General features: G+C 72.7%; 22 protein-coding genes and 2 pseudogenes. 14 read left to right on the top strand and 10 right to left on the bottom strand.

Annotated elements, in window-relative coordinates; genetic code table 11:
* Positions 1–129: 129 nt before the first annotated feature.
* Together ACFF45_RS14255 and ACFF45_RS14250 are read left to right on the top strand one after the other, a co-directional pair.
* Positions 130–1,878, top strand: coding sequence for a glycoside hydrolase domain-containing protein (locus tag ACFF45_RS14255; protein WP_381346247.1), 1,749 nt, complete (start codon positions 130–132; stop codon positions 1,876–1,878).
* 265 nt (positions 1,879–2,143) lie between these two features.
* Positions 2,144–2,383, top strand: coding sequence for a hypothetical protein (locus ACFF45_RS14250; protein ID WP_381346245.1), 240 nt, complete (start codon positions 2,144–2,146; stop codon positions 2,381–2,383).
* Positions 2,384–2,464: 81 nt separating this feature from the next.
* Here ACFF45_RS14250 and ACFF45_RS14245 read toward each other — a convergent pair whose 3' ends face one another.
* Complete coding sequence (locus tag ACFF45_RS14245) at positions 2,465–2,947, bottom strand: ATP-binding protein (protein ID WP_381346243.1); 483 nt, start codon at positions 2,945–2,947, stop codon at positions 2,465–2,467.
* Between the two features lie 160 nt (positions 2,948–3,107).
* Here ACFF45_RS14245 and ACFF45_RS14240 point away from each other — a divergent pair, with 160 nt between their 5' ends.
* The 5 genes and pseudogenes from ACFF45_RS14240 (at position 3,108) to ACFF45_RS14220 (ending at position 6,604) form a co-directional block, all read left to right on the top strand.
* Complete coding sequence (locus ACFF45_RS14240; RefSeq protein WP_381346241.1) at positions 3,108–3,500, top strand: STAS domain-containing protein; 393 nt, start codon at positions 3,108–3,110, stop codon at positions 3,498–3,500.
* 22 nt (positions 3,501–3,522) lie between these two features.
* Positions 3,523–3,953, top strand: a pseudogene (locus tag ACFF45_RS14235) (adenosylcobinamide amidohydrolase); the annotation flags it as partial.
* Positions 3,954–4,045: 92 nt separating this feature from the next.
* Positions 4,046–4,324, top strand: a complete 279-nt coding sequence (locus ACFF45_RS14230; RefSeq protein ID WP_381346239.1) for a polyprenyl synthetase — start codon at positions 4,046–4,048, stop codon at positions 4,322–4,324.
* Positions 4,314–5,369 carry a polyprenyl synthetase family protein gene (locus ACFF45_RS14225; RefSeq protein ID WP_381346237.1) on the top strand — a complete coding sequence of 352 codons (1,056 nt, stop codon included), beginning with the start codon at positions 4,314–4,316 and terminating at the stop codon, positions 5,367–5,369. Before ACFF45_RS14230 ends, ACFF45_RS14225 begins: the two co-directional genes overlap by 11 nt.
* Before the next feature lie 74 nt (positions 5,370–5,443).
* Entirely contained in the window at positions 5,444–6,604 is a 1,161-nt protein-coding gene (locus ACFF45_RS14220) for an oxygenase MpaB family protein (protein WP_381346235.1), read from the top strand.
* Positions 6,605–6,644: 40 nt separating this feature from the next.
* On the opposite strand, the gene ACFF45_RS14215 is transcribed toward ACFF45_RS14220, so the two are convergent.
* From ACFF45_RS14215 to ACFF45_RS14200, 4 genes are all read right to left on the bottom strand, one after another.
* On the bottom strand, positions 6,645–7,976 hold the full coding sequence (locus ACFF45_RS14215) for an APC family permease (protein ID WP_381346233.1): 1,332 nt from the start codon (positions 7,974–7,976) through the stop codon (positions 6,645–6,647).
* Positions 7,977–7,985: 9 nt separating this feature from the next.
* Positions 7,986–9,314 carry an amidohydrolase gene (locus ACFF45_RS14210; protein ID WP_381346231.1) on the bottom strand — a complete coding sequence of 443 codons (1,329 nt, stop codon included), beginning with the start codon at positions 9,312–9,314 and terminating at the stop codon, positions 7,986–7,988.
* A gap of 8 nt (positions 9,315–9,322) precedes the next feature.
* Positions 9,323–10,141, bottom strand: coding sequence for a hypothetical protein (locus ACFF45_RS14205; RefSeq protein ID WP_381346230.1), 819 nt, complete (start codon positions 10,139–10,141; stop codon positions 9,323–9,325).
* 182 nt (positions 10,142–10,323) lie between these two features.
* Positions 10,324–11,241: a TauD/TfdA family dioxygenase gene (locus ACFF45_RS14200; RefSeq protein WP_381346228.1), complete on the bottom strand. Its 918-nt coding sequence runs from the start codon at positions 11,239–11,241 to the stop codon at positions 10,324–10,326.
* Positions 11,242–12,264: 1,023 nt separating this feature from the next.
* Between ACFF45_RS14200 and ACFF45_RS14195 the strand changes: the two genes are divergently transcribed.
* The 7 genes from ACFF45_RS14195 to ACFF45_RS14165 all read left to right on the top strand — a co-directional run bounded on the left by ACFF45_RS14195 (position 12,265) and on the right by ACFF45_RS14165 (position 18,682).
* Positions 12,265–12,834 carry an LOG family protein gene (locus tag ACFF45_RS14195; RefSeq protein ID WP_381346226.1) on the top strand — a complete coding sequence of 190 codons (570 nt, stop codon included), beginning with the start codon at positions 12,265–12,267 and terminating at the stop codon, positions 12,832–12,834.
* Between the two features lie 15 nt (positions 12,835–12,849).
* On the top strand, positions 12,850–13,554 hold the full coding sequence (locus ACFF45_RS14190) for an HAD family hydrolase (protein WP_381346224.1): 705 nt from the start codon (positions 12,850–12,852) through the stop codon (positions 13,552–13,554).
* Entirely contained in the window at positions 13,551–14,573 is a 1,023-nt protein-coding gene (locus ACFF45_RS14185; protein ID WP_381346223.1) for a ribose-phosphate pyrophosphokinase-like domain-containing protein, read from the top strand. The genes ACFF45_RS14190 and ACFF45_RS14185 overlap by 4 nt, the downstream gene beginning before the upstream one ends.
* The gene (locus tag ACFF45_RS14180) at positions 14,570–15,367 is read left to right on the top strand and encodes a ribulose-phosphate 3-epimerase (RefSeq protein WP_381346221.1); all 798 of its coding nucleotides are present in this window, start codon (positions 14,570–14,572) and stop codon (positions 15,365–15,367) included. The genes ACFF45_RS14185 and ACFF45_RS14180 overlap by 4 nt, the downstream gene beginning before the upstream one ends.
* Positions 15,303–15,860, top strand: a complete 558-nt coding sequence (locus ACFF45_RS14175) for a phosphoribosyltransferase family protein (protein ID WP_381346220.1) — start codon at positions 15,303–15,305, stop codon at positions 15,858–15,860. Before ACFF45_RS14180 ends, ACFF45_RS14175 begins: the two co-directional genes overlap by 65 nt.
* Positions 15,857–17,275, top strand: coding sequence for an MFS transporter (locus tag ACFF45_RS14170; RefSeq protein ID WP_381346218.1), 1,419 nt, complete (start codon positions 15,857–15,859; stop codon positions 17,273–17,275). The genes ACFF45_RS14175 and ACFF45_RS14170 overlap by 4 nt, the downstream gene beginning before the upstream one ends.
* Before the next feature lie 390 nt (positions 17,276–17,665).
* Positions 17,666–18,682 (top strand): LacI family DNA-binding transcriptional regulator, encoded by a 1,017-nt coding sequence (locus ACFF45_RS14165; protein WP_381346217.1) that lies wholly within the window; start codon positions 17,666–17,668, stop codon positions 18,680–18,682.
* A 402-nt stretch (positions 18,683–19,084) separates the two neighbouring features.
* Here the strand turns inward: ACFF45_RS14165 and ACFF45_RS14160 are convergent, their stop codons facing one another.
* The 5 genes and pseudogenes from ACFF45_RS14160 to ACFF45_RS14140 form a co-directional block, all read right to left on the bottom strand.
* Positions 19,085–19,954 carry a GAF and ANTAR domain-containing protein gene (locus ACFF45_RS14160; protein WP_381346215.1) on the bottom strand — a complete coding sequence of 290 codons (870 nt, stop codon included), beginning with the start codon at positions 19,952–19,954 and terminating at the stop codon, positions 19,085–19,087.
* Between the two features lie 191 nt (positions 19,955–20,145).
* The gene (locus tag ACFF45_RS14155) at positions 20,146–20,457 is read right to left on the bottom strand and encodes a hypothetical protein (RefSeq protein ID WP_381346214.1); all 312 of its coding nucleotides are present in this window, start codon (positions 20,455–20,457) and stop codon (positions 20,146–20,148) included.
* A 294-nt stretch (positions 20,458–20,751) separates the two neighbouring features.
* Positions 20,752–22,089, bottom strand: coding sequence for a COG1361 family protein (locus ACFF45_RS14150; RefSeq protein ID WP_381346212.1), 1,338 nt, complete (start codon positions 22,087–22,089; stop codon positions 20,752–20,754).
* A 136-nt stretch (positions 22,090–22,225) separates the two neighbouring features.
* A pseudogene (locus tag ACFF45_RS14145) lies at positions 22,226–22,510 on the bottom strand (Cmx/CmrA family chloramphenicol efflux MFS transporter); the annotation flags it as partial.
* Positions 22,509–22,724: a hypothetical protein gene (locus ACFF45_RS14140; RefSeq protein WP_381346210.1), complete on the bottom strand. Its 216-nt coding sequence runs from the start codon at positions 22,722–22,724 to the stop codon at positions 22,509–22,511. The gene ACFF45_RS14140 and the pseudogene ACFF45_RS14145, both read right to left, overlap by 2 nt.
* Positions 22,725–22,853: the final 129 nt, after the last annotated feature.

The following is a 22,853-nucleotide window of genomic DNA, read 5'->3' as shown; positions in this document are numbered from 1 at the left end:
CTCGTCCCGGCGCGGAGCAGACCGTCCGCGCCGGGACGTCGCGCCGCTGGTCCCCTCTCTCCCCCGCACGGAACAGACCAGCCGCCCCGCTCCCCCTCGCTCTCCCCCGCACCGAGCAGGAGTCGCCTGATGTCGTCACGCCACCGCCGGCGCGTCCGCGCCGGCACGGCCCTGCTGGCGCTGTCCGCCGGGATCGGCGCGCTCGCCGTCCCCGGCCCCGCCCGGGCGGACACCCCGCCCGGGAGCCACCGGACCGTCGCCTACCACGGCTACCGCATCGAGGTGCCCGCCGACTGGCGGGTGGTCGATCTGGCCGGGAACCCCCGCGCCTGCCTCCGCTTCGACAGACCCGCCGTCTACCTGGGCGAGCCCGCCGGCCAGAACGACTGCCCCGCCCGGGTCGTCGGCCGGACGGCGGGCATCGTCGTCGAGCCGATCACCGCCCGTTCCGCCGGCCGGGCCGCGGCGGCGACCGCGCGGGCGGCACGGGGCAAGGCCACCGCCCCGTCCGCCGCGTCCAGCGACGGCACCCTTCAGATCGCGGTCGAGGACGCCGGGGTCCTCGTCACCGCCGCGCACACCCCGGACACCGAGGGCCTGGTGCGCGGCGTCCTCGCCTCGGCCCGGCTCACCGCGGACGCCGAACGCACCGGGCTGCCCCCCGCCGAGCAGCGGTCCGGCGCCGCTCCCCTGACGGCGGCCGGCCCGCAGCCGGGCATCTACCTCGGCAAGGGCTTCGACGCCTGCGCCGCGCCCTCGCGGGCCGCCATGAACGCCTGGCGGGCCAGGTCGCCGTACAGCGCGGTCGGCGTCTACATCAGCGGCTCCTTCCGCGGCTGCGCCCAGCCCAACCTGACCGCGAGCTGGGTCACCGACCAGACCGCCGACGGATGGCGTCTGATCCCCATCGACGTCGGCCGCCAGGCACCGTGCACGAGCTACTCGCTGCGGATGTCCACCGACCCGGCGACGGCCAGGTCCCAGGGTGTCACCGCGGCCGCCGGCGCCGTCAGCGCCGCGTCGAGCCTCGGCATCCCGCCGGGCAGCGCGATCTACAGCGACATCGAGGCGTACACCTCGACCACCTCCTGCAAGGCGGCCGTGCTGTCGTACCTGTCCGGCTGGACCGAGCGGCTGCGCAGCAGCGGCTACCTGTCCGGCTTCTACTCCAGCGCCGCCTCCGGCATCCGGGACGCGGCCGGCGAGTACGACAACAGCGCCTACACGCGCGTCGACCACATCTTCTACGCCTGGTGGAACGGCGCCGCCGACACCGGCACCGGTCCCTACGCGCCGTCCGCCCACTGGTCCGACCACCAGCGTATCCACCAGTACGCGGGCGAGGTCACCGAGTCCTACGGCGGCTACTCGATCACCATCGACCGCGACCAGCTCGACGTGGGCGCCGGCACCGCGCCGCAGCCCGGCTGCACCCGCGTCGACCTCGACTTCACCGCGTACCCCACCGTCCGGAGCGGCTCGACCGGCGACCTGGTCACGGCGGCCCAGTGCCTGCTGGAGGCCGCCGGGTACCACCCCGGCGCACCGGACGGAATCTACGGCCCCGGCACCGCCACCGCCGCCAGGAACTTCCAGGCGGCCAAGGGGCTCACGGCGGACGGCGTGGTCAGCGCCAGGACCTGGACCGCGCTGCTGTCCCGCGGCACCACCCCGACCGTCCAGAGCGGCTCGGCCGGAGAGGCCGTCACCCGTGTGCAGCGCAGCCTGACCGCCGCGCTCGGCCGGACGGTGGCCATCGACGGCGTCTACGGCTCGGGCACCGCGCAGGCCGTCCGCGACTACCAGTCCTCGCGCGGGCTGGGCGTCGACGGCATCGCCGGCCCCGCGACCTGGGGCGCCCTCCAGGCAGGAAGGTGAGGAAGGCACCACGGGACGACTCGGGCGCGTCATCGCGCTGTTCACCGCGCCGGCCGGGCTGCCTCCGGGAGCGGGCCCGCCCGCGCAGGCCTTCTCCCAGACCGGTTTCCCGCCGGCCGGCGACGGCAGCCGGGGCACCGGCGTGGCAGCCGCCGCCGGCTGAGCCGGCCCGGGCGACGGCGGACTGCCGGTCGGCGACGCCGGTTCCGAGCACGGCGGGGACGTCCCCGGCCGCGCCGGCCACGAGGTCGGGACGGACGTCGGCGTGTGGCCGATCCGCACCGACTCGGCGCTGTGCACCGCCGGGCGCCTCACCTGGCAGCCGTCGGCGTACGGCCGCGCGGCCACCCGCCGGCTCGTGCAGGGGAGCCGCGCGAAGGCCTCCGGCCATGCCGAGCTGATCTTCTCCAGCGATCCGCAGCCGATCGCGGAAGGGCCGATCGCGGAAGGGCCGACCACGAGCTGCCCGAACCACGACAACCACCTCCACATCCGCCACCGGTAGCGGCAGACGGCACGGCGACCGCCAGGCGCACACGCCCGCCACCCCGCGCGGCCCCGGTCCGCCCGCATGCGCCCGGGCCGTCTACCCGCGGCCGGGTGCCTCCTGGTCGGGCTCCAGCGTGATGCTGGCGGTGATCCGCTTGCCGACCCGCTCCGGACACATGGTCAGATCGTGGGCTATGGCCTTCACGATCTCCAGGCCGTGCTGGCCGATCCGCTGCGGGTCGGCCCGCCGTGCCGTCGGCAGCACCGGGTCGCTGTCCCACACCTCGACCTCCACCACGCCGCCCGCGATCCGCAGCCGCAGCACGATCGGGCCGGGCGCGTACTTGCGGGCGTTGGTGACCAGTTCACTGACCACCAGCTGCGCCAGGTCCACCGTACGGGCCGGCACGGCGCGGCCGTGGCCGGTCCGCGCCCGGCTCAGGAAGTCGGCGGCCAGGTGCCGCGCCTCGGCGATGCACGCGCCGTCGCCGGTCAGGGCCGCGGTCGTCTCCACCGGACCGGCGTCCTGCCCCCTCGTCCTGCGCTCCCCCCGGTCGTCCGCGGTCGTCTTGCCCGTCATAATCACCCCGTTCACACCCACCGTCTACCCAGGCGCGTACCGCCCAGACCGGTCGTGTGCCCGTGGCCGGGCCAACCGGATGCATCGCCCGTACCATGCTCGGGCAGCCTTACGGACGGTTGTACTGGCCGGAGCATCATCGAGCGTTGTCGAGGGAAGTGTGGCAGAGATCAGCGGAAGCACGGACGAGAACCGGCTGTCGATCACCAGTGCCTCCACCGACGGCATCCGCGTTCTCACCGTACGCGGCGAGATCGATCACGACACCGCCCCTCAGTTCCAACGGGCGCTGATCCTGGGCGGCGACGCGACCGCCCCGCGGACCGTGCTGGACATGCGGGGTGTCACCTTCATGGACTCCAGCGGCATCAACACCCTGGTCGCCGCCCACCAGGAAGCCGCCGGGACGCAGGGCTGGGTCCGCCTGGCCGCCCTCGCCGCCCCGGTCCAGCGGGTGCTCGAAATCGTCGGCCTCGACGCCGTGGTCGCCTGCTATCCCACCCTCGGCCAGGCCCTGGACCCCGATTCCGGCCCGGCGGAAGCGGCCGGGTAGACCCGCCCGTCGTGCCTGCGGCGGCGGGGCGGAGCCGGCCGCCGCGGCGGGTGTGCCGGTGCGCGGGTGGGCCGCCCGCCCGGCGGAGGGTGCCGTCGAACCGGCCGGCCCCGGGACGATCCACGTCGTCGCCGCGCTTCCGGTGGCGCTGCCGGACGCCGCTCCGGTCCACGCGGTGATCACGGCGAGCGAGGCCGAGGGGCGCTGCTGGACCTGGGGCCCGACTGCTCGGGCACACCCACCGACGCGGTGTGCGCCGCCGCACCGACTCCGCGACCGGACGCGGAGGTCCACGCCTGCGCCGGGCCGCGTTCCGCCCGGGGTGCCCGCCCGGCCCGCGCCGTCCACGGAGCCGTGCGCGCGGCCACACCGTCCCTCCCCCGACCACCGCCTGGGCGCGGGCGTGCACCGATGGCGATCCGCACAACTCTTCGGGTGTTCACCCGATCGTGAGTTCCTCCGCTGATCCTCCGGGTGCCTCGCGATGCTGGGACGGACCGTGCGCGACCGGCGCCGGTCGCACGTGCGGTGGGGTGGGGAGTCGCATGACGCGAGACGTGGGAACGTCGGGGAGCCCGGACGAACGGGCGGTCCTGCTGGTGGCCGGGCTGGCCGAACTGGCGGTGAGCACGCTCGGATCGGCCCTGGGGACGGTACGGGGGCTGCTGCGCCGCTCGGACGCCGCGGAGCTGGCCGCGCAGGCCGAGCACGACCTGGTGGCGCGCGGGCGCCTGGTGCTGGACCGGTACGGCACCGTCCCCCCGGCCCACCTGGAGGTGCTCGCCCGGCACGCGAGGGCCCGGCGGGGCACCGATGACGTCTGAACGGTGGGAGCCGGCCGCGTTCAAGGCCCGCGTCGACGAGGTGCTCCACCGGTTCGTCGCCGAGGAGGCCGAGCGGTTCGCGGCCGTCGACCCGGCGCTGGACCCGGTGGCCGGGCAGCTGACGGCGGTGGTCGCGGACGGCAAGCGGCTGCGGGCGGCGTTCTGTTACTGGGGCTGGCGCGCGGTGGGGCAGCCGGACAGCGACGCGCTGGTGCGGGCGGCGGCCTCCATGGAGCTGCTGCACGCCGCCGCGGTCGTGCACGACGACCTCATCGACGACAGCCCGTTGCGGCACGGCCGGCCCACCGCGCACGTCGCCCTGCGCGGTGCCGTACGCCGGCGCCCGCGTGCCGTCGCCGCCGCCAGGTCGCTCGCGATGCTGGTCGGGGATCTGCTGGTGTCCCTGGCCGGGCAGCTGTTCGCCACCTGCGGTCTGCCCGCCGCGTACCTGGCGCGGGCCCGCCCCCTGTGGCCGCTGCTGGCACGCGAACTGATCGCCGGTGAGTGCCTGGAGATCCTGCACACCGGAGCCGAACCGGACACGGCGGCGTCGCTGAAGGTGATCCGGTACAAGACCGCCAAGTACACCGTGGAGCAGCCCCTGCTGATCGGCGGCGCGCTGGCCGGTGCCGGGGCGCGTCAGCGCGAGGGCTACTCCGCGTACGGGCTGCCGCTGGGCGAGGCGTTCCAGCTGCGGGACGATCTGCTCGGCCTGTTCGGCGACCCGGACCGCACCGGCAAGGCGAACGCGGACGACGTCCGCGGACACCGGCCGACGGCCCTGCTGGCGGAGACCTGGCGGGTCGCCGGCCCGGACGACCGCGAGCGGCTCCGCGCCCTGCTGGGCCGCCGCGACCCGGACGGCGACGGGCTGCGGGCGGTGCGCGAGGTGATGCGCCGGCTCGGGACGCCGGACCGCGTCGAGAACATGATCTCCGCACGGGTCGAGGAGGCTCTCGACGCCCTGCACGAGCTGGACGTGCCCGCGCACGCCGCAGCCGCCCTGACCGAGCTGGCGCGTTCGGCGACGAGCCGACTGTCCTGAACCGGGCCGACGCGTCACCGCCGTGCACGACCCCGTCCGAGCCCGTTCACGACCCCACGACCAGGAGTTGCGTCATGACCTACACCGAGGCGTCCCTGGACGCCCTGCGACGGACCGGCGACGAACTCGCCGACGCCACCGTCGCCGCCCTGTTCGACCGCGGGGAGGTGGGCACGTTCAACACGCTGATGCGCTTCGTCTCCACGGCCGGCGCCCCCCTGCCGGACGGGCTGCCCGACGTGGCCCGGGAGTACCTGCGGGCCACCGGCGTGCCGCCGTCCTGGGTCGACTGGGCGGAGATGGAGAAGGCCCGGCTGTTCTTCATCGACAACAACGTGCACATCTCCACCGCCCTGTCCTTCGCCTCGATGCCCGCCTGCTACGTCGTACCGCACGTGGCACGGCTGCTGTCGGCCACCCACGGGCTGAAGTACCCCGCCAAACGGATGGCGGAGACCGGCCAGTTCACCGTCCACCTGATGCAGCCCGGCGCCTTCGAGGCCGGCAGCCGGTTCGTCCCCGCCGCGCAGAAGGTGCGGCTGCTGCACGCCGCCATCCGCCATCACCTCGTACGCGAGGACCGGTGGGACACCGACGCGCTCGGGACGCCGATCTGCCAGGAGGACATGATCGGCGGGCAGATGTTCTTCTCCCTGCTCGTGCTGGACTCCCTGCACCGCCTGGGCATCCACATGTCGCAGGAGGGCGCGGAGGCCTACTACTACGCCTGGCGTGTGGTGGGCGCGATGCTCGGCGTCGGCCAGGACGCCGTCCCCCGGACGCTGGACGAGGCCCGGCAGTTCCTCGACCTGTACATGATCCGGCACATGGGGCCGTCCGAGGAGGGCGCGCACCTGACCCGGCAGCTGATCGATCTCTACGAGGAGGTCGTGCCCGGGACCTTCTTCGACCCCATCGTCTCCGCCCTCGTCCGCCACCTCGTCGGGGACACCTGCGCCGACTGGCTCCAGGTGCCCCGCACTCCCTGGGACACGGTGGTCAGGGCCGTGCCCCACCTCCTCGGCGTCCTGGAGACCATCGAGGACCGTTCGCCGCTCGGCGCCTGGGCGCTGGACCGCCTGGGCCACCTCACCACCGTCTTCGAACTGTCCTCCCTCACCCGGGGACGCGTCATGCACTACGCCATCCCCGAGCAGCTCAAGAAGGACTACGGCGTCTCCAGCATGGTGCCCCGCGGCCGCCGGTGGACGCCGCCGGCCGCCTCGGTGGGCTGATCCTCGCGGACGGCGGGCAGCCCGGGACCCCGGTCCTCCGCTACCTCAGCACGTCGGTCCTCGACGCGGAGCCGGTGCCGGCCCCCCGGGACAGCAGCCGTATCCGCTCGTCCGGCTCGTTGCGCCGGCGCCAGTGCGCGTAGCACAGGCCGACGGCGATCCATCCGACGCCGGTGAGGATGCCCGCGACGCCGGCCGAGGTGATGAAGACGAAGCACAGCACCAGCGCGAGGGCCGGGACCAAGGGGTAGAGCGGCACCTTGAACGAGGCGCCGACGCCGTGCCGGCGCGCCTTGAACAGGGCGAGGATCGACGTGATGAAGGTCAGGGTGTAGAGGAAGCCCGTGGAGGAGACCGCGAAGCGCAGGTTCCCCGCGATCGACATCAGTGTCTGTGCGACCCCGGCGCACACGATGGCGACGACGGGAACCTGCCTGCCGGTGAGGTTGAGGTTCAGTACGCGGGGAGCCAACCGGTCGCGGGCCAGCACCATCGAGGCACGCGAGATGACGATCAGGTTGGCGTTGACCGCGGCCAACAGGGCCAACAGCACGATGCAGTTGACGACGAGCGGCCCCTGCGAGCCGAAGAAGACCCGGCTGACGTCCACCACGGGGGTCTCCGAGGCGCCCAGCTCGTTCCACGGGACGATCCCGTTGCTGATCAGCAGCAGCCCGGCGTACAGGACGAAGGAGATGCCGAGACTGGTCAGGATCGACAGGGGGATGGTCCGGCGGGGGTGCTCGATCTCCTCGGCCGACACCACGATCGCGTCCCAGCCGGTCAGCGCGAGGAAACCGATGAGGGCCGCCTGCATGACGCCGTTCCACCCGTGCGGCATGAACGGGGTGTAGAGGGCCGTGTCGACATGGGCGGTCCCCACGGCGATGAAGCCGAGCAGCACGATCACGGTGAGGATCAGCGCGACGAACTGCACCGAGCCCGAGAAGCGGATGCCCAGCAGGTTCAGGCAGGTGAAGACGGCGATCACCAGGGCGGAGGCGACCGGTTGGCTCAGGGCCGGCACCAGCAGGTGGAGATAGCTCCCCACGCCGATGCCGACGTAGGCGCTGGCGCAGATCCACGCGCCCCAGTTGGCCCACCCCACGACGGTCGCCACGGCCGGCGGCAGGTGCCGTTTGGCGTAGGCGTACGGTCCTCCCGAGTCGTCGTGCATCGAACTCAGCTCCGCGTAGCAGAGGCTGAGGATGAGGGACGCCCCGAAGGCGATGCCGAACGAGACGACCACCGCGGGGCCCGCGAGACCGCTGGCGGTCCCGCTCAGGACGAAGATACCGGCGCCGATGATGCCGCCGACACCGAGGGCGGTTGCTTCCCGGTATCCGATCCGCTGGGTGGGTTTCGTCGACACCTGTGGGTCCTAGTTGACGGGGGCGGCCAAGTGGGAGAGCGCGGCCGTCACCATGGCTTCCGACGCGGTGAGCAGCGTGGGCCGGGGGTCCGGGGCGAACAGCGGTGAGTGGTTGGTGGGCAGGTTCTTCACCTTCTCCTGCGGAGTTTCGCCGGGGGCCGACTGCCACGCCTCCATCGAGGTGCTGCCGACGACCCAGTAGACGGTGGGGACCGCCGTGCCATCGTAGTGGGTGCCGGCGCCCGCGGCGCCGAAGTAGGGGAAGTCCTCGCTGGCCGCCAGCAGCGGCATCTCGATGACCCGGCCCCCGAAGCAGGCCTCGTGGGCGGCGCGGACCGTGCTGGTGGACTCCGGGGAGTTGTGGTTGACCGGGACGCCCTCGGTCACCTCGACCTCGGGGGGCCGGGGCGCTCCGGAAGCCGCGGCCTCCGCCGCCACGATGCGCTTGATGGCGGTGAGCAACTGCTCCTGAAGGGCGTCGTCGTAGCAGCGCACGCTGATCCCGAGCTCCGCGGTCTCCGGGATGATATTGGGCTTCGTGCCGGCGTGCAGGGTGCCGACGCTCACCACCGCGCAGCTGGCCGGGTCCGTCTCCCGGGCGACGATGGTCTGCAGCCGGGTGATCACGTGAGCGGCGATCACGACGGGGTCGATCGCCGCCTGCGGCGCGGAACTGTGGGCGCCACGGCCGAAGATCCTCACCTTCACGACCGCGGAGGCGGCCATCATGGGGCCCGACCGGTGGCCCACGATGCCGACCGGCAGCGGTACGACGTGCTGGGCGAGGGCCACGTCGGGTTTGCCGACCCGGCTGTAGAGCCCGTCGTCCAGCATCGCCTGCGCTCCGTCGCCGGTCTCCTCCGCCGGCTGCGCGACGGCCAGCAGGGTGCCGCGCCAGGCGTGCCGGGCGCGGGCGAGCAGGGCGGCCGCCGTGAGCATGCTGCTGGTGTGGGCGTCGTGGCCGCAGGCGTGGGAGACCGGGACCTCCTCGCCCTCGTCGTCGTGGGCACGCCGCTCGCTCGCGTACGGCAGTCCCGTGCTCTCCTGCACGGGCAGGGCGTCCATGTCCGCGCGCAGCATCACGGTGGGGCCGTCGCCGTTGCGCAGTACGCCCGCCACGCCGTGGCCGCCGATGCCGGTGACGACGTCGAAGCCGGCCTTCTCCAGGCGGTCGGCGGCCAGGGCGGCCGTGCGCTCCTCCTGGTGCGACAGCTCGGGGTGGCGGTGCAGGTCCAGGTAGAGGCTCTCCGCCTCGTCCAGGAGACCGGCGTGCAGGGGCGCCAGTACGTCCTTGGCGCGTTCGGCGAGTCCGGACTCGCCCGGTGTGTCCTCGGCCATGGGTTCCGTCACCTTCCCGCCGGCTTCGCGGCGAGCCAGGGCAGCCGCCTCGACTGCGCACGCACCGCCTTGATCTCCCTCTTGCCCCACTGCTGGGCGATCCGCGGCAGGCCCGCTTTGGCGATCACGATATACGCGTCCTCCGGGCGGAGGGTCTCACGGAAGAAGGTGTCGATGGCGGGATCACCGCAACTGGGCAGATCGCCGTAGAGGGCGTCGAGATTGTCGTAGGCGCCGAGGATGCGCAGGCTGTCCGGGTCGAACTTGTCGCTCTGGCCCAGCCATTCCGCCACGTCGGTGGCGATCAGCGCGACCCGCCGGTCGACGCCGGTGCCCGGGGCGGGCCAGATGTTCTCGGCGCCGCATCCGTTGCGCAGCAGGCGGTACACCACGGGACTTTCCGTACGGGCCACCAGATACACCGGTCGGGGGGCGTAGGTGAGGCATTCCGAGGCGATCATCCGCGCGTGCACGTGCCCCATCAGACCGCCGCCCTGCGACTCGGGGAGCACGCCGCTGGAGTCCAGGTAAAGGCAGTGCGCATTGCCGAAGATGCGCCGGTGGTACCCGGTCCATCCGCTGATGTTGCCCAACGGGTCCACCAGCAGGCAGAACTTGGAGACCTTCTCGAAGAAGCGCCCTTTTCTGCGATCGTGCCAGTACGGCGTCATGTCCGCGCCGAACGCCTTGGTGGAGATCTCCACCAGAAGGGAGTAGATGGTGTCCTGGTACTCTTCCGAGAAAAGTGCCGTGTCGTTCCAGTAGATATAGGACCAGTCGTCCTTGAGACGGCGCTGCAGCGGCTTGGACGCCGCATCGTGCAGCATGCTGACGGAATTCTTCGGCGCGGAAATGACGGACTCCTTTCGATTGAGCAGGCCCGGCACGGGAAACGGCTGGGCGGCCCGAACGGGCAGTGAGGCCCTGCCTGGCTCACTGCCCGCCCGGTACGTCGTCCCCGGGTGCGTCTGCTGGGGCGGCGGTCGCCGCCCCGGCACCGCGGGGGACGTCAGCGCTGGTCGTCGACGTAGCCGAGGGCGACGTAGATCTTGCGGCGACCGGCGTCCTCGATGGCGCGACGCCCGTGCATGACACGCGTGTTGTCGACGATCGCGACATCGCCGTCCTGCCAGTCGAGGTCCTCCGTCAGCTCGGCGGTCACCCGCTCGATCTCCGCGATGACCTCCTGCGGGAGCTCCTCGTCGTTCGCGAAGGCGATGCGGGGCTTCTCGTAGTGGTAGGAGGGGCCGAGGATGCTGTTGGCGAAGGAGAGCCGCTCGCCGAAGAGCGTCGGGTGCGCCGCCGGCACCTTGTAGACGTAGTGGATCGACCCGTCGTCGTTGGCGCGGATCTGCAGTTTGTCCTCGCCGAAGAGCTTGGCCAGTCCGATGAGGTCGTCGACCGTGATCTCGTCGTCCGGCTTGGCTCCGTTGAGCAGGCTTGAGGTCAGCGCCCGCCAGGCCTCCTCGCTGATGTTCCGCGAGTAGAGGATGTCCTGGTCCAGGAAGAGCTGCCGGGTCTCCTCGGAGAGCCGCTCCCAGACCCGGTAGCCGTCGCAGACCGTCGTCTGGGAGCCGACCCGGGCCGCGGTCTCGCACATGAACCAGGTGACGTCGGGCGTGAGCGGGTTGGTGCCGTGTTCCACGTGCAGCCCGACCGCGTCGGTGCCCAGGTCGACCTTCTGGACCGTCTTTCCCTCGCTGAACTCCCGTGCCGGATCGAGGGTGGTACGGGTGCACACCGACTGCACCAGCCCGGAGAACTGCTCGATCGACGGGTCGAAGCCCCGGAACAGCAGGTAGCCGGACTTGGCGAGCTCTCCCAGCAACCAGGCGCGGTCCAGGGTGTTCAGCGGTTGGTCGCCCCGGGCGGTGACGAGAGTCCCGGCCCCGGTGCCGTGCTGGCCGATCTCGAAACCTTGCTGCATATCGATCCCTTCACGATAGTGCGGGGTTGCTCAGCCGGAGACGGTGCCGTTCGCCGAAGCCGTGCCTGCGGCCGGTTCCCCGCGGAGAACCGGATCGGTTTCGACAAGCAGCCGGACGGACTGACTCACGTGGAATCGCCCCCGCGATTGCGACGAAGTATCACGCTCACGTGCAGAACCGACCCCGGCGTGCGAGTCGGCAAGGAATACGCGCTCCCTGGGAATTTCCTGCTCAACGCTTCGCCCGTGCGCCGTCGGCAGACCCAGGAAGCAAGCCCCCGATGCGCGTTCACAGCAAGGAACACTTCGAACGGGATCGAGGGTAGTCATACGCATGACTGCATGACAAGTGCCTAATGAATACTGGACGTTGACGACTCGGCGTGCGCTACAGTCCTACTTGCTCATACGTATGACGGAATCGTGGGGCTGTAGCGTCGGCGACCGCAGCGGCCCCCTCCTGCGCGGACGGAGCGAACATGGCCTCACACTGCTCATGGCGACGTTACTACCCAGTCCAATCATGAAATACGTCCGATACAGGCCTCCCCTGGAATGGACGCCTCAGTTGGCTCGATCCATACGGCGCATACCCGGCCAGGTGGCCGGATCGCGGTCGTGGTCGCCCGTTGACGACGCTTCCGACATCGAAAGCCGTCATTGCGTACAGCCGGTTTTCCGCCACCCCACCGACGAGGAGGTCATGCGACCCCGGCATCTGATGACCGGATGAATGAGCCGCGCCTTCCTGCCCTCGGGCCGAAACCGGCCGCGCGGGCGGAGCGCCGGCGGGACCGTGGCGACGGTCCCGGAGCCCCGGCCGTCCGGCGCGCGCTCACCGCCCGGTGACCCGCCACCCGTTCCCCAGGCCAGACCCCGCACGTCCGTGTGGCCGGTTCCCTTCGGCTGCCCCGCGCGCCGAAACCCACGCCGTCGGCCCACGCCGACCGATGCCGCCGTCGAGGGCCGAGCCGCCCCTCGACGGCACCCACCACTCCCGCGTCTCCCAGACAGGACCTTCTCGTGCGCTATATCACGGTGTATTGCGGTGCTTCCCACGGACGACGGCCATCGCATCATCACGCCGCCGTCCAGTTCGGCCGGACCATCGCCGCCCTGGGGCTGGGCCTCGTCTACGGGGGCGCCTCCACCGGCCTCATGGGGGCCGTCGCCGACGCCGCCCTGGAGGGCGGCGCCCCGGTGGTCGGTGTCATCCCGGAGAAGCTGGTCGGCCACGAGATCGCGCACCAGAGCCTCTCGCGCCTGGAAATCGTGTCCGACATGCACGCCCGCAAGGCCCTCATGATCGAGCTCGGTGACGCCTTCGTCGCGCTGCCCGGCGGATTCGGCACGGTCGACGAGTTCTTCGAGGTGCTGACCTGGGCCCAGCTGGGACTGCACGGCAAACCGTGCGCGCTGCTCGACACCGACGGCTTCTTCCAGCCCCTGCTCGGCTACCTCCAGCACGCGGCCGACGAGGGCTTCGTCCACCAGCGCTACCTGGACAACGTCATCGTCCGCGCCGACCCCGGTGACCTGCTGGACTCACTGGCACACCACCGCAGCCTGCCGCACCTGTTCTCGGTGGCGTGAGGGGGGATCGGGATCATGACGCATTCCACGGACGACTCCCCCGCCGCCCCCGCGCCTGCCCCAGCCGTCGACACCGACGCCGGAACGGCCTGGCGCCCGACCGCGTGGCTGCCGACCGGGCTGGCGGTCTTCGACATGGACGGCACCCTCCTCCCGGACACCACGGCCTGCCGGCAGATCGGACTCGCGGCCGGAGACGTGTCGGCCGTCGAGCAGCTGGAGCAGGCGTACCGCGACCAGCTCATCGACAGCACCCAGTTCGCCGAGCGCTGCCTGGAGTCGTGGGCGCACGCCGGGCCCGGCCTCTACCGGCTCGCCTTCGCCGCCTGCCCGCGGATCGGCGGGCTGGACGAGACCCTGGCCTGGCTGCGGGAGCGTTCGGTCGTCACCTGCCTGGTCACCATGGCACCCCGGCCGTTCGCCGAGTGCTTCACCGGCTTCGACCACGTCTTCGCCTCCTCGTACCCGCACGACATCCTCAACCCGGAGGACAAACCGGAGATCGTGCGACGGCTCCGGCGGGACCTCGGCCTTGAGGAACATGAGGTCATCGCCCTGGGGGACTCCGACTCCGACGTGCCGCTGTTCCGCACCCTGAGCCGGACCGTCGCCGTCAACGCCTCGCCGAACCTGCGGGAGCTGGCGGCCCGCAGCTACGACGGCGACGACATCCGGGACGCCGTGGCCGGCCTGTTCGCGGTGCAGGAGTCCCCGCGATGACCCGGGAAGGTCTCATCGTCGGGTTCTGCGCGGGATTCACCGCCGACTTCCCCGGCCAGGCACCGCTCGTGGAAGCGGCCCTGCGCGGCACCGGCCGGCCGGTCCGCAGCCACCACGGCTTCGAAGGCCGCTTCCCCGACGGCGAGTTGTGCGTCGACCTGCCGGAGGACCCGTCCGGCCGGACCGTCCTGCTCTGCCAGTCGGTCACCGGCACGCACACCTCCGCGGACGCGTCGCTGATGAGTCTGCTGGCGGCGGCCCGGTCCTACCGCGAACACGGCGCCGGCCGCATCGTAGCCGTGCTGCCGCACCTCGCGTACGCCCGGCACGACCGGCACGTGCCCGGCCAGCGCCGGCCGTTGATGGCCGGCCTGCTGGCCGACCTGGCCGCCACCGCCGGCCTGAACGAGGTCGTGACCATCGCCTCGGGCGCACAGGACCTGCTGGGGTCGCTGTTCAGCCGCAGGGGCACCCCGTTGACCTTCCTGCCCGTGCACGAGCTGCACCTGGACCTGCTGCGCCCGCTCACCGGCCGGGACACGGTGCTGGTCGCCCCCGACCGGGGCGCCGCCGACCAGGTCGCCCGGCTCGCGGCGGTGCTGGACCGGCCCCTGCTGGTGGCCGACAAGCGCCGCGTCGGCCCCGAGCAGGTGGAGGTCGCGCTGCGCGCGCCGCGCGACGTCGGTGACGTGCCGCACGCCGTGGTCGTCGACGACCTGATCACCAGCGCGGTGACCGTGGAGACCGTCGCGGACGCGATCCGCGCGCACAGCCCCGCCGCCCGCATCGACGTGATCGCCACCCACCTGAGGCTGACGCCCTCGGGCGAGCGGCGGCTGAGCGGGCTCCTGGCGAGCGGCGCGATCAGCAGCGTGCACACCACCGACGCCGCCGGCCGGCGGCCCCGTGTCGAAGGGCTCTCGTTCACCGCCGCGATCCCCTGGATGGCACCCGCGCTGGCCGCACGGCTCCTCAGCCAGGCACGCCCCGCACGACCGGAACGAAGGACCACCCCATGACCCTCGTCACCGACCTTCCCGGCGTCGCCGCCGGCCCGCGGTGCCCCGAACTCGCCGTCTCCGTCGTCTGCCTGGACCAGACGCGGCTGGGACAGCACATCGAGACCCTGCACGGACTGGGCGTGACCCGCCTGCACGTCGACCTGGTCGACCCGGCGTTCGGCGGGGGCCTGGGGCTTCCGCTGGAGACCATCAGCGACCTGCGGGAATCCTGCGACCTGCCGATCGACGTGCACATCATGCTCACCCGTCCCGAACCGGCGGTGCGGGAGGCGGCGGCCCGCGGCGCGACGAGCGTCTGCGTGCACCAGCGCTCGCTCACGCCCGACGTCGGCGCCGCGCTGCGCGAGGCCGACGACGCCGGTACGACGGTCGCGCTCGCCGTCGACCCCGGCGAACCGATCTCCGTACCGGCCGTGCGGAGCATCCGCCCGCACCGGCTGACCATCATGAGCGTCGTGCCCGGCGGAGCCGGCCGCCCGTTCCGGCCCGAGGCGCTGGAAACGGTCGGCGAGGCGTCCCGGCTGCGCGCCACCGGCGCGGTGGAGAAGGTCGAGGTCGACGGCGCGGTGGGCCCGGCGACCGCGCCCCTCATGGCCGCGGCCGGCGCCGACATGCTCGTACTGGGCAGCACGGTGTTCCCGCACCGCTCCCCTCACCTCAACCGTCTGCCCGAGCTGCGCAACGCGCTGGCCGGGTCCGCCTCCTCCCCCACCGACAAGGAGCATCATGGCTGTGCACACGATCCGTATCGGCCACCTGCAGCGTCACCTTCCCGTGGTACCGGTCGGTGACGAGGTCTCCATCGCGTTCCTGAAGCTGTACGGCGACATCGAACTGCTGGAGGTGGCGACCGCGGCTCTGGCCGACCGGCTCACCGACGACGCCGAGGTCATCGTGGGCCCCGAGTCCGGCGGCATCCTGCTGGCCCATCTGCTCGCCCAGCGGGCCAGGAGGAGCTGTGTCGTCGCCCGCAAGAAGGTCCGTCCCAACATGACGGCACCGATCCGGGTCCCGGTGCGCACCATCGGGACCGCGGGCGAGCAGGAACTGGTGCTGGGGGAGGACGACGCCGCCCTGATCGACGGTCGGCGGGTCGCCCTGATCGACGAGGTGGTCAGCAGCGGTGGCACCCTGCACGCGTTGCAGGCGCTGATCGACGCGGCGGGCGGACAGGTCGTGCAGACGCTGGCCGTCGCCACGGAGGGCGAGCGCCGCCCCTCGGTGACGTCGCTGGTCCACCTCCCCGTGTTCACCCGCGCGTCAGCGGACGGAGCGGCTGGATGAGCCGTGCGCGGCAGCCCGGTCCGCAGCGCCCGGGGCGCCTGGGCCACGGCATCGTCGCACTCTGCTCGGTGCAGCTGCTGGTGGCCCTGGAGTTCTCCATCGCCAACGTCGCACTGCCCGAGATCAGGCAGGACTTCCACGTCGACGCGCAGAGCCTGCAATGGGTGCTGTCCGGCTACGCCCTGGCGTACGGGTCGGTGCTGCTGTGCGGGGGCCGCTTCGCGGACGCCTTCGGGCCTCGGCGGCTGCTGCTGTGCGGGCTGGCCGCGTTCACCGTCGCGTCGATGACGGCCGCCGTCACCCCGACGTTCGGTCTGCTGATCGCCCTGCGGGTGGTCCAGGGCGCGGCCGCCGCCTTCGCCACCCCGGCCGCCCTGGCCCTGATCACCTCGCTCACCTCGGGGCACCGGCGCGTGGTGGCGTTGAGCTGGTGGGGTGCGGGGGGTTCGCTGGGGTTCGCCCTGGGGGCGGCCCTGGGCGGTGTGATCACCGATCTGGCCGGCTGGCCGGCCGTCTTCTGGACGTGTGCCGTCCTGTCGGCGGCGTCGGCGCTGATGGCCCTGTGGTGGGTGCCGGAACACCGGCCCGCGGTGTCGGCCCGCCCGGACGCGGTCGGCGCGGTCCTCCTCGCGGGCTGCGCCGCCGCGGGCATCATGGTGCTCACCCTGGTGCCCGAGGCGCTCGCACGGCCGGGGTCCCTCGCCGCGTGCCTGCTGCTCTCCGCCGGTTCGGCGCTGGCCCTGCGCGTGCGCCGGCGGAGCCGGGAGACACCGGTGCTCCCGCGTGGTTTCCTGGCCCGGCGGCCGATCCGGCACGCCAACCTCGTCGGTGCGTGGGCCGCGGCCGCCGGCGGCTCCATGGTCTACTTCGTGGCGATCTTCATGCAGGACGTGCTCGGCTGGTCGGAGCTGACGACCGGTCTGATGCTCCTGCCGGACGCTGCCGCCGCCGCGTTGGGGGCCCGGGCGGCACGGCCCCTGCACGACCGGCTGGGCATGGCGCGGACCTCCTGGGTGGGGCTCGCCGGGATCGCCGTGGGGATGGCGGCGCTCACCGGCACGCCCGACGAGGGCGTGGCGGCGGTCGTGTGCGTCCTGGTGGGGACCTGTCTGACCGGCTTCGGCCTGGTCCTGGTCGCCGTGGTCACCGCGGTCGCCGCGGCGGCCCGCCTCAATCCCGACGAGCACGGCGTGTCGGGCGGTCTGCTCGTCACGACGCAACAGCTCGGCGTCGCGGGCGGGCTGGCGCTGCTGCTGGTCGTGGGCGAGTTCGCCACCGGGGCTCCGCTGTCCGAGACGGGCCTGCGGATCTGTCTGCTCGGCGGGGGCGTGCTCGCGGCCGCCGGATGTGCCGTCGTCGCCGCGCTGGGCAGGTCCACCAGGACACCGCGGCCGCAGGACGCCGCGGCCCGGTGAGCGCGACACGGACACCGCACGGCGGCTCCGCCCGTCGTCGTGGCTCCGCCTGTCGTCGTGGCCCCGCCTGTCGTCGTGGCTCCGCCCGTGGTCGTGGCTCCGCCCGTCGTCGTGGCCCGGGCCGTCGCGATCGGCCCGCTCCCGCGCCGCTTGCCGGAAGGCTCCGTTCCGTGCCCGGTGAGCCTGTCTCGCACGCCGGTGCACGGCTCTTGGGCCACCTGGCCCCGCTTGACTTGTATTCTGCCCCTCGGGGATCATCGTCAACATTGCTGCCAACACCCACCAGGCTGCGGCAGAACGGCCCAGAAGGTCTCGACATCATATGCAGTCCCGCCGACTCATTCCCTTACCAGGAATGCGTTCAATGGAAAACAGTGGACGGATATACGGATGAAAGGACCCGAGGCCTCCCGTGCTGTCACCGCCACCGATGTGGCGCGCTTGGCGCAGGTTTCGCAGTCGACCGTCTCGCTCGTCCTGAACGGCAAGTGGAGGGGCAGGATCCGTGAGGAGACCGCCCGCCGCGTGATGGCGACGGCAAGGGAACTCAGCTACCAGGTCAACCAGGCCGCCCGCAGCCTCCGCCTGGGCAGCACCGGCACGGTCCTCCTCGTCGTACCGACACTGGAGAACGCCGCCTTCTCCGCCGTGCACGCCGGTGCCGCCCGGGCGGGCGCGACGAACGGCATCGGCGTGGTGGTGTTCCCGCTGAGCGCGGAAGACGGATGCGGGCCCTTTCCGGTGCCCAAACAGGCGATCGACGGGGTGCTGGCCTGCTCGATGTCGGCCGACGACGTCGCCGAACTGCGCAGTGGGCTCCCTCTGGTGGTCCTCGACGACACCCCGACCGGGCACGCGCCGACCGTGCGCATGGACCTCGGCGGCGGCATGGCGCACATCCTGGCCCACCTCACCTCGCTCGGTCACCGCCGCATCATGCACGTGCGCGCCGACCGCCCCGCCTCGACGTTCACCGACCGTGCGCGCGCCTTCGACCAGTGCACCCTCAGCCATCCCGACATCACCGCGAGCCATGTGTCGTGCTCCCTCGACCCGCGTCACGTCCGGGACCAGCTGATGACCGTCCTGGCCTCCCCCTCCCGTCCGACGGCGTTGGTCTGCGACGACGACAACATGGCCATGGGCGTCTACTACGCGGCGAGCACACTCGGCCTCACCGTCGGCGAGGGACTCTCCGTGGTCGGCTTCAACGACCTGCCGCTCGCCTCGCTGGTCTCCCCCTCACTGACCACGCTGCGCCTGCCGCTGAGCGACCTGGGATTCCACGGCATGCAGATGTTCGTGGACATCCGCAACGGAGCGACGGTCGAGGACGTGGTGCTCGGGACCGACCTCGTCGTACGTCGGTCCACCGGACCGGCGCCGGTCTCCACCGACGCGGTCTGAGCCGGCCCGGCGCAGGTCCGCCGGCACTCCGGCGCCCCGGCACGGAAGGCTTGGCCGCTACTCGGGATGCGCCCGGCCTTCGACCGCATCGGCCTCACCCCCGAAACCCCTGGTTCGGACCGGGTGCTCCACGAGGTCCGGCAGACCACCGCCCTGTGCGCCTGGTTCGGCTCCTCGGCATCCACCGAGGCACAGCGGTGCGCTACGTCCACGCCGCCCATCCCGACACCAGCGCCTGCTCGGTGACCGTGGTCAGCGCGGCGGACGCCTTCCGCCGCCCCCGCCGTGCCGCCGGTGGCGGACACGGTGGACGTGGCCACCCGCAGGCGCCGAGTCCGGCTCGCGGCCGCACCAGGCCCGTCCGGCGCGGTCCGCCGGGCAGCCCCCGGGCGACGGGCCGGATCAGCCGTCCGCGCCGCCGGCCGCGGCCGCGTGCAGGTCTTCCAGCGCGTCCAGGACGACGGTGTGCCAGTGCCAGGAGAGCCAGCGTCCCGTGTCCGAACCCGTCCGCTGCAGCGCCGTCAGCTGGGCACGGGTGAACCCCACCAGAGGCCGCGCGTGGTGGGAGGAGACCATGCCCCAGACCACACCCCTGTGGTCGGCGAGCGGAACGCTGTGCGCGGCGCGGCTCCCCGCCTGCAGGATCGCGTGACGGGACGCCTCGTCGAACACGTCGGCCGTCGCCACGTCCCGCACCGTGACCTGCCGGCGCTCGGCGGCAGCCTGCGAGCAGGCGGTGGTCGGCGCGTCGACGAAGGCGAAGAAGTCGGTGAAGTACTTGTTCAGGCCGGTGTGCCGGGCCAGGTGCAGCCGGTCGTCCTCGGCGAGCTGGACATTGCCCATCGGGGTCTGCGTGATCGACAGGGTCCGGTGCAGCACCGCCTTCAGTACGGCTCCCTGACTGCCGCGCGAGCCCGGGTCCAGGGTGAGGCCGGGCAGCCGGGGCGGACTGTACCGCGGCCGCCCGGGGAACCACCGGGCCGCGTCGTGGTCGGGCGCCGGAGTGCGCACCACGGCGTCGGCGAGGGTGTGCAGCTTGACGTTGGACCGCTGCGAGGCGCCTCTCAGCAGGGCGAAGGCCTCGTCCCCGGACGTGAGACGGTAGCGCTTGAGGAGCACCTCCTGCGCACGGGACACCCCGTCGTGGCCCAGCCACCGGTTGCGCGCGTCGAGCTCCTCCTGCGGCAGGAGCCGGGCCCGCCGCGCGGGATCGATCGCGGAAGGGTTCACTGAGGCAGCCCGCTCGTGCGGTTGCCAGGGCAGCTGGGTCATGCGCGCTCTCCTGTGCGGGCGACGGACACACGTCGACACCGCGGCGACCCCTGGCGGGCTCGCAGCGGACAGCACCTGCTTCCCAAGCACTCCTGGCGAGCCTAACCGGAGCCCGCTGGGTCAAACACACCGGACCAGCACCCCCCCACGGCGCCTCCTGTCCTCGCCGCCGCCCGGGCGCACCGGGGCCGTCACCCGTCGGCGGCGGCGGTCTCCCGGATCAGCGGCTCGAACGCCCGGCGTACGTAGGCGTCGAACGGCTCGGTCAGCGCGCCGTCGATCACCCGCCGCACCTGGTACTCCGCCGCCAGCTCCTTCATCGCAGCGCGGGAGGCGGGCTCCACTCCGCCACCGATGATCAGCACCCCGAACCGCCCGGTCGCCAACAGCTGCCGGGCCTCCGCGTCGGTGCTCACCCCCTCCGCGTCGAAGCCGTCCGCGTGCAGCGTGGCCAGCACCGCCGTCACCCTGGCGGGCGTCCGTCCCAGCACCAGTGTCCTCATGGCCGTTCCTCTCCCGTACGTCGACCTCGATGCGTCCGACCATAGAATCTCAAGCGCACTTGAGATCAAGCTCGACTTCACACATCCCCACCCCAGTGTTCCGTCACGCACCGGCCTCCGCCGGGAAACCCCGCACACTCCGCACGGGAAGGCTGAGCGGCCTGCCGGCAGGGAGGTGCGGCGGCTCAGACGGAGCGTGGCACCACGCCGGCACGGCTGCTCACGTTGCGTGCGACAGCGCCCGGCCGGCGGGTTCCGGGGGCCTGCCGGTAGCGGCCGGCCCCCGCGATCCGATCAGGCGGGCGGGTTGAGGACCAGCTTCGCCTGGTGGTTGGCGGTGTTCGGGTCGAAGGCGAACCCGTCACCGTACGGAGGCTTCAGCGTCACCGCACCGGTGGCACGCGGGATGACGGTGTCGACGCGCAGCTGGAAGGGAAGGGTCACGGTCTGCTTCTCGGCCACCCACATCGGCAGGTCGCAGACGTAGCGCGGGGCACCGACGGTGCCGTCGTACCAGTCGCCCTGGAGGGTGCGGCCCGAGCAGTTCTCCGGCACGCCGGTGACCGTGGCGCCCTGGGGGACGGTGAAGTCGACGACGCCGACCGGGTCGCCGGAGCCGAGGTTCGCGATCCACGCCGGGCCACGGTTGCGGAACGTCAGCGCGGCCCGGACGGTCTCGCCGGCGGCGCCGCTCACCCGCGCGCCGCGCACCGCGAAGTCGGCGGTGTTGACGGCCTTCACCTCGGCGACGGTTCCGTTGTCGCTCGGGGAGACGTCCTCGGCTCCGCGCGGGTCGGCCACGATGTCGACGCGCTCGCTCAGGGCGTAGGGCGCCACCGTCGCCCGCACCTGCTGCGGCAGCGTGAAGGAGCCGCCCGGCTCGACGACGTCGTCGAAGGCGCAGTCCACCCTGGTGACGGGCTTGACGGCGTCCGTGCCCTCGCCGACCGGGGTGCTGGTGCACTCCGGCGCCAGCCCGTCCAGGAGCAGACCGCGGGTGGCGTAGAGGGTGACCTGGACGCCCCGGGCCGCCTCGTTGCCGTTGTTGACGACGGAGAACGGTACGGGCACGGTGGCGCCCGGCGTGACGCCCTCGGCGCGCGAGGGGCCGCTGAGGGCGAGGTCGGGGCCCGAGGTGACGCGCAGCGTGGTCTCGAAGCCCTGGGGGGCGGTGAGCTCGCCGCCCGTCGTGGTGGCCTTCGCCTGGTAGGTGATCCTGCCGGTCGCGCCGACCTCCACGCCGGCCGCCGCGCGCACCGTGAGCTGGATCTGGGTGGCGTACTCGGTGGGCACCTGCGGCACGGTGCACACGGCGGTGGTGCCGCTCGGCGCGCAGTTCGCGGGCCAGGTGACGTCGGCCACGCCGGCCAGCCCGGAGACGTCGACGGTCAGCCGGCCGTCGGTCACGGTGTAGGTGGCGTTGTCGTGGTAGAGCCCGAGGCCGAGCGTGGTGGCCGGGCCCTGCTGAGCTCCGTCCGCCGCCTTGAGCAGGGCGGACTCGTAGGGCGCCTGGATCCACAGCGTGTCACTGACCGCGAAGGCCGGTGCCGCCATGGCGGTCGCGGCCAGGCCCGCCGCGACGGCGCACGCGCCGATCCGCGCCGCGGCCCGGACGACGGAGAACGTTCTCATGATGCTCCCTGTGAACTCTGCATGTGTGCAAGCGATCTGATCGACCGTCGACCAGCGTGAAAGGTTGCACATGTGTTCGTAACAGGTGATCAAGTTCATGGACCCGAACGGCAGCTACTCGCCGGACCGGCCGGCCGGCGGCGAGCGGTCCGGCGGCGGCGCCGACGTTGGGTGCGGCGGTCGCGTACGAGCCGGCCGTGGTGAGGGCTCTCGCGGCCTCGTAGCGGACCCGGGTGATCAGGGTGCTGCCCAGCGCGAACGGCAGCGCGCCCTGCGCGGACACCAGGGTGAGCAGGGCGAGCGGCCTTTCGGCCGGCGCGGCCAGGGCCGGCCGGCCGGCGAGCCGCGGACCGCCGACCGCGACGACCGGGCCCGGGCACCGGTCGGACAGCCGCCCGGCGACGGTGGCCCCGGCGAAGCTAGTCGGTCTCGCGGGTCATGACACGGCGGGCGGCCTCGGCCTCCGCCGCCGCAGGGGACAGTTCGTCGAGGGTGTCGAGCTCGTCGTCCGCTTCGAGCTCCCGTTCCCAGGCCGCCGCGAGACGTTCCTGCTCCTCACGGGGCCTGGCGGTGACGGCCTTCCGGTGGTCCGGGTCCAGAGCCGTCAGGAATCGGCTGACCGCATCTGTCGGCATGCGTGCTCCTTGTCACGGGGATGCGTGCCGCCCGATCCTGGCCCAGCCTCACCGGCCGGGCCCGTGCCGGATGCCCGACACGGGCTTCGACCACCCCGACGGCCCTGTTGCCCCGCCTCACCAGCGCCG

Source organism: Streptomyces cinereospinus, from assembly GCF_042430725.1.
In the GTDB taxonomy this organism is placed as follows: Bacteria; Actinomycetota; Actinomycetes; order Streptomycetales; family Streptomycetaceae; genus Streptomyces; species Streptomyces cinereospinus.
This window is presented reverse-complemented; position numbering and strand designations above follow the sequence as displayed.